Here is a 7,593-nt window from a genome sequence, read left to right as displayed (position 1 = left end):
CCGCCGTGAAGATGGCCCCCAGCGCCGCGAACCCGCCCAGGAACGCCACCGGCAACGTCAGGTCCCGCTGCAACGGTTCGATGCGCGCACGCACCCGCGCCGCGCCCCGGTACTGGCCCGACAGCTCCAGGTCGTCCGCCAGCGAAGACAGGTTCTTCTCCAGCCGCAGCTGCAACGTGGCGATGCTCGTGATGCACGTAATCAACAGCGCGGACACGACGATGGCCGGCAGGAACCAGCTCTGCCTGGGCAGGAACAGCCCCTCACCCGCGGGGCGCTCATGCGGCGCGCGGCGGAACGCCTCCAGCGTCACCGCCGCCAGCGCCTTCTCGTAGAGCATGTACATGATGGGCGCGCTGAAGAGCCCCGCGCTCATCGCCACCGCCACGCCCACCAGGATGACGCGCGGCGGCCGGTCCAGCGCCAGGCCAATGGCGCCGTTGAAGAAGATGCCGCCCAGGAACCAGCCCGCCTGCGCCTCCACGAACGTGAGCACGCCCGGCAGCCGCAACAGCCGCCCCAGCCGCTCCGCGGGGCTCGCCTTCGCCTCCACCGCGTGCCGCAACAGCGCGCCCACCGCCCCAATGGGCACCACCAACGCCAGCCCGCCAATGACGATGGGCGTGACGACGCCCAGCACGAACCCCGCGTGGCTCGCGTCCACGTCCAGCAGCTGCATGTCGACGTAGATGGCCGGAGCCACCGCCACCGTGACGACCAGCGTGCGCAGCAAGAGCAGCTTGAAGAGCAGCGCCTGGGTCGAAGGGGGGGATGGCTGTGTCATCGGGTGACGGATCCGGTTGAACGGCTCAAGCCTGCGGGCGAAGTGCGGATGCGTCAATGCAACGTCTTCGTCTCGCCATCCAGACTCCGGGGTCTCCGTGGATAACAGGGACGCAACGGGTAGGGAGGGCAGGGCGCGTGTCGTCTCATCGCGCGCCGCGCACTGTCCATTCCATGACATTCCGGCCTGTCCTGGCCCGAGCAGGGCGGCCGTGCGGACGAGCCCCCGTCACCTGTCGCGCGCCCGTGACGTGAGCACATTGTCCTCCACACCGATTCACACACCGACGTCAGGAGGACGCCATGGGCGAGTGGACTGACAAGGCCAAGGGGAAGGTGAAGGAAACCGTGGGCGTTGCGACGGGCGACCGTTCGCTGGAAGCCGAGGGCAAGGCGGACACGCTCAAGGGCAAGGTCAAGGGCGTGGTCGAGGACGTGAAGCACGCCATCAAGGACAAGACCGACGAGCGCGAGGAAGTGCGCCGCGGTGACGCGGATCCGTATCAGCGCTAGCGACGCTTCACTGGACCGCCGTTGAAACCATTCGGGCCGCGGAAGCCTTCGTGCTTCCCGCGGCCCGAGCTGTCTTCAACGGCGCGTGCTCACTGCCGCATCTTCTCGCAGGGACACGCCACCTCCAGGAAGGTGGTGGACTTCCCGCTGAGCATCACCCAGAGACAGCGCAACACACAGGCTGTACCGAACTCCCGGTAGATGAGTCCCAGGTTGGCAACCACCTCACGTCCGGTGATGACCCCTCGCATGTTCCCGCTCCCTTGCGTCCTGCCGTCCGACCCGCCGCCCATGGCCTCGTGAGAGGCCGGGCAGAGGTCTTTGCAAAGGGCTGGCCGAGCCTCTGAAAGCGCCCGCCTTCCCCAAGGTCCTGCGGTGAACGTCTCAAACCGTTGAAATGGCGGCCCTGAAAGCACGCCTGCCCCGGAGTCCTTGAACGAAGCGGTGCGGCGCCCTGAAAACGTTACAGAGACAGGACGGCGTCCAGAGGATGGAAGGCCTGCCCGCCTGCCCTGACCAGAGCGTCCCGCCGGGCCACGCCGCTCGCGTGCCCTGCCGCCGGGCTGCGGACGCGGCGTCCTCGCAAAAGACGGGTGGCACATCCGCCAACGGGTCTGAATGTATGTCCATGAGGGCCCGCGTGAGGCGGCAAGCCCTCCCGCGGTGCGCCCAGCGGTGAGGGGGAAGGGAGTCGAGATGAGGCCAAACGCATCTTCCAGAAGGAGCCTGCCCCTGCTGCCCGACGGCCTCCTCCGCGCCCAGCGGGGGCTGCGGCGGGTGGCGGTGGGGTTGGACTTCTCCCTGCAATCCGAGTTTGCGCTCGCCCGCGCGCTGCGGCTCCCGCTCGCGCACGGGGCGGCCTTCAGCGTGCTGCATGTGAGCCCGCCGCTGGATGGCCACACCGGCCCGGATGGGACGGTGGACGGCGAGCAGTGCCTGCGCCGGTTGGTGACCTCCGCGGCGAAGCGGCTGCGGCAGCGGCCGGACGTGGACGTGCGCGAGGAGCTGCGCACCGGCGACGCGCCGCACGAGGCGGCGGAGCTGGCGAAGGACCAGGGCGTGGAGGTGCTGGTGGTGGGCCGTCCGCACCTGCCCCAACCGGCGAAGCCGCTGCCGGACGACGCCATGGTGCTGCGGCTGGTGCGGGAGGTGGACGCGTCCGTGCTGGTGGTGATGCCGCACCCGGGCCGCGTCTACCACCGGCCTCTCGTCGCGGTGAACTTCTCGCGCGAGTCCCGCCGGGGGCTGGAGCTGACGATGCGCCTGTGTCCGGCCTCGACCCCCATCGAGGTGCTGCACGTGGTGGACCTGCGCGAGGATGAGGACGCCCCCCTCGCGGAGCAGCTGCGGCTGCGGCAGGAGCGCGAGGACGCGGCGCGGAGGGCGCTCGGGCGCTTCCTGGCACCGTACCGGGAGACGGGCCGGGTGATGGAGAGCCGCCTGCGCTTCGGAGACCCGTGCGAGTGCATCCTCGCGGAGGCCCGGGAGCGCGACTCGGACCTGCTCACGCTGGGCATGTCCTCCGCGAATCCGCCTACGGCGCTGACCGAGGGCGTGCTGCGGCACTCGCGCTGCGACGTGCTCATCTCGCGGCACGCCGCCCCGCCCGCCACCCTGCCGGACGGCGGGGGCGCACCGGCTTCCTGATAGCAGGGAAGTCCAGCGCGGCGCGCGTCGAGGCGTTATGAGGGGCGGCACCTTGCCTCCTCCCACGCCGTCGCCGCCGCCATCGCTCCGGGCCCGCTTGAAGAACGCGGGCGTCCTCTTCAAGCAGCTGCCGGGCACCTTCCGCCTCTTCTGGCGGGCGAGCCCCCGGGGCGCGGTGGTGCTGGGCGTGCTCACGCTGGTGGCGGCGGTGCTGCCGGCGGGCATCGCATGGGTGGGCAAGCTCATCGTCGACACGGTGGTGGCCGCGGCGAAGGGCGACGTGGCGGCGAACTCGCGCGTGGTGGGGCTGGTGGCCACGGAGTTCGCGCTGATGGTGGCCTCCGCGGTGGTGGACCGGGGGCTCACGCTCACGAGGGACCTGCTGCGCGCGCACCTGGGCAACCTGCTCAACGAGCGCATCCTCCAGAAGGCGCTGGACCTGGAGCTCAAGCACTTCGAGGACTCGGACACCTACGACAAGATGCAGAACGCGCGGCGGGAGGCGAACGCGCGCCCGCTGTCGCTGGTGATGCAGGCGTTCAGCATTGTGCGCAACGTCATCACCCTGTCCACCTACGCGGTGCTGCTCGTGGCGCTGTCGCCGTGGAGCGTGGTGGTGCTGCTCGCCGCGTCCATCCCCGCGTTCATCGCGGAGGCGCGGCTGGCGGCGGAGGGCTTCCGGCTGTACTCGTGGCGCGCGCCGGAGGGCCGCAAGCTCAACTACCTGGAGTGGATCCTCACGCGTGACAGCACCGTGAAGGAGGTGAAGCTCTTCGGGTTGGGGCCGCTGGTGCTGGGGCGCTACCGCGACCTGTTCCAGAAGTTCTTCGCGGAGGACCGGGCGCTCGCGCGCAAGCGCATGGTGTGGGGCCTGGGCCTGGGCCTCCTGTCGCTGGCGGCCTTCTACGGCTGCTACCTCTTCGTGGCCAGCCGCGCGGCGGCCGGCGGCATCTCCGTGGGCGACATGGTGCTGTACCTGGCCGTGTTCCGGCAGGGGCAGGCCGCGTTCCAGGGCATCCTCACCAGCGTGGGCTCCATGTACGAGGACGCGCTCTTCATGAGCAACCTCTTCGCCTACCTGGACATCCCCACGCTGGAGAACGCGCCCAGGGCGCTGCCCGCCGTCTCACCACCGCGAGGGAGGAGCAACGCCATCGAGCTGCGCGACGTGTCCTTCCGCTACGCGGGCAAGGACGCGTGGGCGCTGCGCAACGTGAACCTCACGCTCAAGCCCGGCCAGAAGCTGGCGCTGGTGGGGGAGAACGGCGCGGGGAAGAGCACGCTGGTGAAGCTGCTCCTGCGCATGTACGAGCCCACCGAGGGGCAGATCCTGTACGGCGGCGAGGACACGGCGCGGATGGACGCGGACGACCTGCGCGGCCGCTTCGGGGCGGTGTTCCAGGACTTCGTGCGCTACCAGTTCAGCGTGTCGGAGAACATCGGCCTGGGACACGTGCCCGCGCTGGAGGACCGGCCGCGCATCGAACGGGCGGCGGAGCAGGGCGGGGCGAACTCCGTCATCGCGGCGCTGCCGGCCCGGTACGACACGATGCTGGGCGGCTGGTTCGAGAAGGGCCAGGAGCTGTCCAGCGGCCAGTGGCAGAAGCTGGCGGTGTCACGCGCCTTCATGCGCGACGACGCGGAGGTGCTCATCCTGGACGAGCCCACGGCCAGCATCGACGCGGAGGCGGAGCACGCCCTCTTCGAGCGCTTCCAGGCGCTGGCCGCGGACCGCATCGCCATCGTGATTTCGCACCGCTTCTCCACGGTGCGCATGGCGGATCAGATCGCCGTGCTCCACAACGGCACGGTGCAGGAGCTGGGCAGCCACGACGAGCTGATGGCGCTGGACGGGCGGTACGCGCACCTGTTCCGGCTCCAGGCGCGCGGCTACCGGGACTGACGGCTTCAGGCCTGGGCCTTGGCGCCGCCGGGCAGGTGGTCCCGGATGACGCCCAGGAAGTAGGGCTTGCCGTAGTACTGGCTCATCTTCCCCAAGAGCTTCCCGTCGCGGAACAGCAGGAAGGTGGGGATGCCGAACAGGCCGAAGCGGGTGGCCAAGGCCTCGTGCTCGTAGGCGTTGACCTTGACGACGCGCATGGGGGCGCCGTCCAGCTCCTGGAGGAGCTCGGGTTCGGCGGCCGCGTAGATGTCGCAGTTCGGGCAGCCGGGGCCCCAGAAGTCCACCACCACCAGCTCGTCGCGGGGTTCCATGACGAGCGAGTCGAAGGTCTCGGTCGTCGCCTCGATGCTTACGGGATGCGCCATGGCGCCCTTCCTAACGCCCGGGGGGCCGGGCTTCCATCCGGGCCGCCTGGACCCGGGGCAGGCGGCCAGGAGGGATGGAGGGGGCGGGCGTGTCAGGTTGTCCAGGTATGTCTAGAGGACGTCGGGTGGACGAAACCCGACATGCACACTGCTCACGGGGGCCCAAGGCGCCGTAAGGTGCGAGCCCTGGTGGCTGTCGATGTCGTGGAGGGGTCATGCACGAGTGGTTGGAGGCACTGCGCAAGTCGGCGAAGGCGACCTCGGAGGGTGTGCAGGCGGAGGAGGTCCGCCGCGCGGAGACGGAGTGCGGCGTCCCGTTCCCGGAGGACCTGGCGGACCTGTACCAGGCGCTCAACGGCGGTGAGTTCCAGGGCGAGGTGCGGCTGTTCCCGCTGCGTGGCGAGGACGGGGAGCCCAGCGTCCTGGAGAAGAGCCGCCTGATGGTGGTGGGCCTGCCCGCCGCGGGCGTGTGGCGCTTCGGGCTGAAGGGGGCGCACCGGCACCTGTTCGTCGCGCGCAAGTCCGCGATGGAGGAGCAGGGGGACGGCGGAGGGCCGCTGCCCGGCTGGGTGGACGCGCTGGACGGGGACACCTGGGTCTTCGGCACCTGGGACGGTGAGAAGAAGGAGATGCGGCTGTACCGCGCGCTCAAGGACATGCTCGAGGTGCTGATTCCGCCCGTGGAAGAGGTGGAGAGCTTCGGGGAGCGGACCTTCGCGCGCGCCATGAACGCCGTGCTCCAGGGCGCGCTGTCCGGAGCGGCGGCACAGGCGGTGGAGGACGAAGAGGAGGCTCCCGCTGGCCGTGGCGGCGACTACTCGAGCGCCCTGGCCGCCCTGGCCCGTGACGCGGGTGAGGACGAGGAGGAGGCGCTCGAAGCCGCGGAGGCCGCCGACGAGTTCGAAGCCGAGGAGGCCGAGGACGAGGAGGCCGAGGTGTCCGGCGAGGAGGAGCGGGAGGCGGAGCTGGCCGAGGACACCGGTGAGGAGGAGGCCCCCGAGCAGGAGGAGCTGTTCGAGGAGCCCGAGCCCAAGCGCCCCGCGGTGAAGAAGGCCCGCCGCGAGAAGGCTGTCCCCGAGACGCCGTCCGCCCCCGCGAAGAAGGCCGAAGCCACCGAAGCGGAGGCGCCGAGCGAAGCCGTCTCCACCAGGGCGGGAGCGCGCAAGGCGGCTGGCAAGAAGGGCGCCGCGAAGAAGGCCGCACCCGCGCGTGGGACCGCGAAGAAGGGGGCCACCGGGAAGAAGGCCGCTACCGCGAAGAAGGCCGCTGCGAAGGGCTCGGCCCAGAAGCGTGGCGCCACCGCGAAGAAGGCCGCTGCGAAGGGCTCGGCCCAGAAGCGTGGCGCCACCGCGAAGAAGGGCGCTGCAGCCAAGAAGGGTGCCACCGCCAAGAAAGGCGCGGTCGCGAAGAAGGCCACGGGCAAAGCCACCGCGAAGAAGGGCGCATCCACGCGCGGGGCCGCGAAGAAGGCCACGGGCAAGGCCGCCGCGAAGAAGGGCGCCACCGCGAAGAAGGGCGCTCAGACGCGCGGGGCTGCCGCCAAGAAGGGCGCCACCGCGCGCGGAGCCGCGAAGAAGTCCACGGGCAAGGCCACCGCGAAGAAGTCCTCGCGCCGTTAGCCCTGAGCCGCATGGGGCCTCCCCCAGAGGCCCCGCCTGAAGACAAGGGGCGCGTCCCATGTACGGGGACGCGCCCTGTCTTCATGCCGTACCCGCCTGCTGGACCCGGCTACCCCTCGGGCAGCAGGTCCGGCGACTGGGCGCGCGGGCCGGGTTCATCCGGCTGCGCGGTCAGCTCGCGCTCCTCTTCCTCTTCATCACCCCGGCCGAAGCGCTGGATCTGATCCGGCAGGATGTCCCGCGCATCCGCCTCCTCCTCCATGGGCGGCGACAGCGCGAGGTCCTGGTCCGAGATGTTGATCTCGTCCTCTCCGGTGTCCGGGTTCCGGTGGCGCAGCGAGGTGGACTCGCCCACATCCTCGTCTCCGAGCTTGTTGAACTTCATGGGGTCTCCTCGACAGGGACGGTTGAGAAAGCTTCCGTGTCCCCTCGAAAATGGGCCCCCCGGACGGGAGCGGCAATGGACGCCGCCCGCCTGCCTGGCGGGCCCGGCCCCCCGTCAGCGGGGAGCCGTCGACGGCTGGCCGTCAGTGCTGCCGGGCTCCACCTCCAGCAGCACCATCCCCAGCGCCAGCACCCGGGAGAGCGTCTCGCGCACCGTGTAGCGCCAGGGAGTCGCCCGCCCCTCGTCCGCCGCCACGCCCCACGCGTCGATGCCCACCGAGTTGGCGATGAAGAGCGCCCGCGACAGGTGGAAGCGCTGCGTGACGAGCACCGCCCGGTTCGCGCCGAACCGCGAGTGCGCCCGCAGGCAGCTGTCGTA

The 7,593-nt window shown here is 70.7% G+C and carries 7 protein-coding genes and 2 pseudogenes; 4 read left to right on the top strand and 5 right to left on the bottom strand.

Annotation, left to right across the window (positions count from 1 at the left end; translation table 11 throughout):
- Positions 1-784 (bottom strand): annotated as a pseudogene (locus D7W82_RS37225) (methyl-accepting chemotaxis protein); the annotation flags it as partial.
- A 302-nt stretch (positions 785-1,086) separates the two neighbouring features.
- On the opposite strand from D7W82_RS37225, the gene D7W82_RS37220 reads away from it, so the two are divergent.
- A complete protein-coding gene (locus D7W82_RS37220) occupies positions 1,087-1,296 on the top strand; it encodes a CsbD family protein (RefSeq protein WP_014400294.1) in 210 nt (69 codons plus the stop codon).
- An 89-nt stretch (positions 1,297-1,385) separates the two neighbouring features.
- On the opposite strand, the gene D7W82_RS41140 is transcribed toward D7W82_RS37220, so the two are convergent.
- Complete coding sequence (locus tag D7W82_RS41140) at positions 1,386-1,547, bottom strand: hypothetical protein (RefSeq protein WP_014400293.1); 162 nt, start codon at positions 1,545-1,547, stop codon at positions 1,386-1,388.
- Positions 1,548-1,992: 445 nt separating this feature from the next.
- On the opposite strand from D7W82_RS41140, the gene D7W82_RS37210 reads away from it, so the two are divergent.
- Together D7W82_RS37210 and D7W82_RS37205 are read left to right on the top strand one after the other, a co-directional pair.
- Positions 1,993-2,943, top strand: a complete 951-nt coding sequence (locus D7W82_RS37210) for a universal stress protein (protein ID WP_120622820.1) — start codon at positions 1,993-1,995, stop codon at positions 2,941-2,943.
- A gap of 37 nt (positions 2,944-2,980) precedes the next feature.
- Complete coding sequence (locus D7W82_RS37205) at positions 2,981-4,846, top strand: ABC transporter ATP-binding protein (protein ID WP_120622819.1); 1,866 nt, start codon at positions 2,981-2,983, stop codon at positions 4,844-4,846.
- Between the two features lie 5 nt (positions 4,847-4,851).
- Here D7W82_RS37205 and D7W82_RS37200 read toward each other — a convergent pair whose 3' ends face one another.
- Complete coding sequence (locus D7W82_RS37200; protein ID WP_120622818.1) at positions 4,852-5,211, bottom strand: co-chaperone YbbN; 360 nt, start codon at positions 5,209-5,211, stop codon at positions 4,852-4,854.
- Between the two features lie 215 nt (positions 5,212-5,426).
- On the opposite strand from D7W82_RS37200, the gene D7W82_RS37195 reads away from it, so the two are divergent.
- On the top strand, positions 5,427-6,830 hold the full coding sequence (locus tag D7W82_RS37195; protein ID WP_120622817.1) for an SMI1/KNR4 family protein: 1,404 nt from the start codon (positions 5,427-5,429) through the stop codon (positions 6,828-6,830).
- A gap of 109 nt (positions 6,831-6,939) precedes the next feature.
- On the opposite strand, the gene D7W82_RS37190 is transcribed toward D7W82_RS37195, so the two are convergent.
- Together D7W82_RS37190 and D7W82_RS37185 are read right to left on the bottom strand one after the other, a co-directional pair.
- Entirely contained in the window at positions 6,940-7,215 is a 276-nt protein-coding gene (locus D7W82_RS37190; RefSeq protein ID WP_120560922.1) for a hypothetical protein, read from the bottom strand.
- A gap of 114 nt (positions 7,216-7,329) precedes the next feature.
- Positions 7,330-7,593 (bottom strand): annotated as a pseudogene (locus D7W82_RS37185) (SanA protein); the annotation flags it as partial.

The organism is Corallococcus sp. CA049B, assembly GCF_003611685.1.
GTDB classification, from domain to species: Bacteria; Myxococcota; Myxococcia; order Myxococcales; family Myxococcaceae; genus Corallococcus; species Corallococcus coralloides.
The sequence above is the reverse complement of the archived record's forward strand: the minus strand, read 5'-3'. Positions and strand labels throughout refer to the sequence as shown.

Coding starts and splice junctions, on each gene's coding strand:
- D7W82_RS37190 (WP_120560922.1), bottom strand. CDS start 7,215: ATGAAGTTCAACAAGCTCGGAGACGAGGATGTGGGCGAGTCCACCTCG.
- D7W82_RS41140 (WP_014400293.1), bottom strand. CDS start 1,547: ATGCGAGGGGTCATCACCGGACGTGAGGTGGTTGCCAACCTGGGACTC.
- D7W82_RS37205 (WP_120622819.1), top strand. CDS start 2,981: ATGAGGGGCGGCACCTTGCCTCCTCCCACGCCGTCGCCGCCGCCATCG.
- D7W82_RS37220 (WP_014400294.1), top strand. CDS start 1,087: ATGGGCGAGTGGACTGACAAGGCCAAGGGGAAGGTGAAGGAAACCGTG.
- D7W82_RS37200 (WP_120622818.1), bottom strand. CDS start 5,211: ATGGCGCATCCCGTAAGCATCGAGGCGACGACCGAGACCTTCGACTCG.
- D7W82_RS37195 (WP_120622817.1), top strand. CDS start 5,427: ATGCACGAGTGGTTGGAGGCACTGCGCAAGTCGGCGAAGGCGACCTCG.
- D7W82_RS37210 (WP_120622820.1), top strand. CDS start 1,993: ATGAGGCCAAACGCATCTTCCAGAAGGAGCCTGCCCCTGCTGCCCGAC.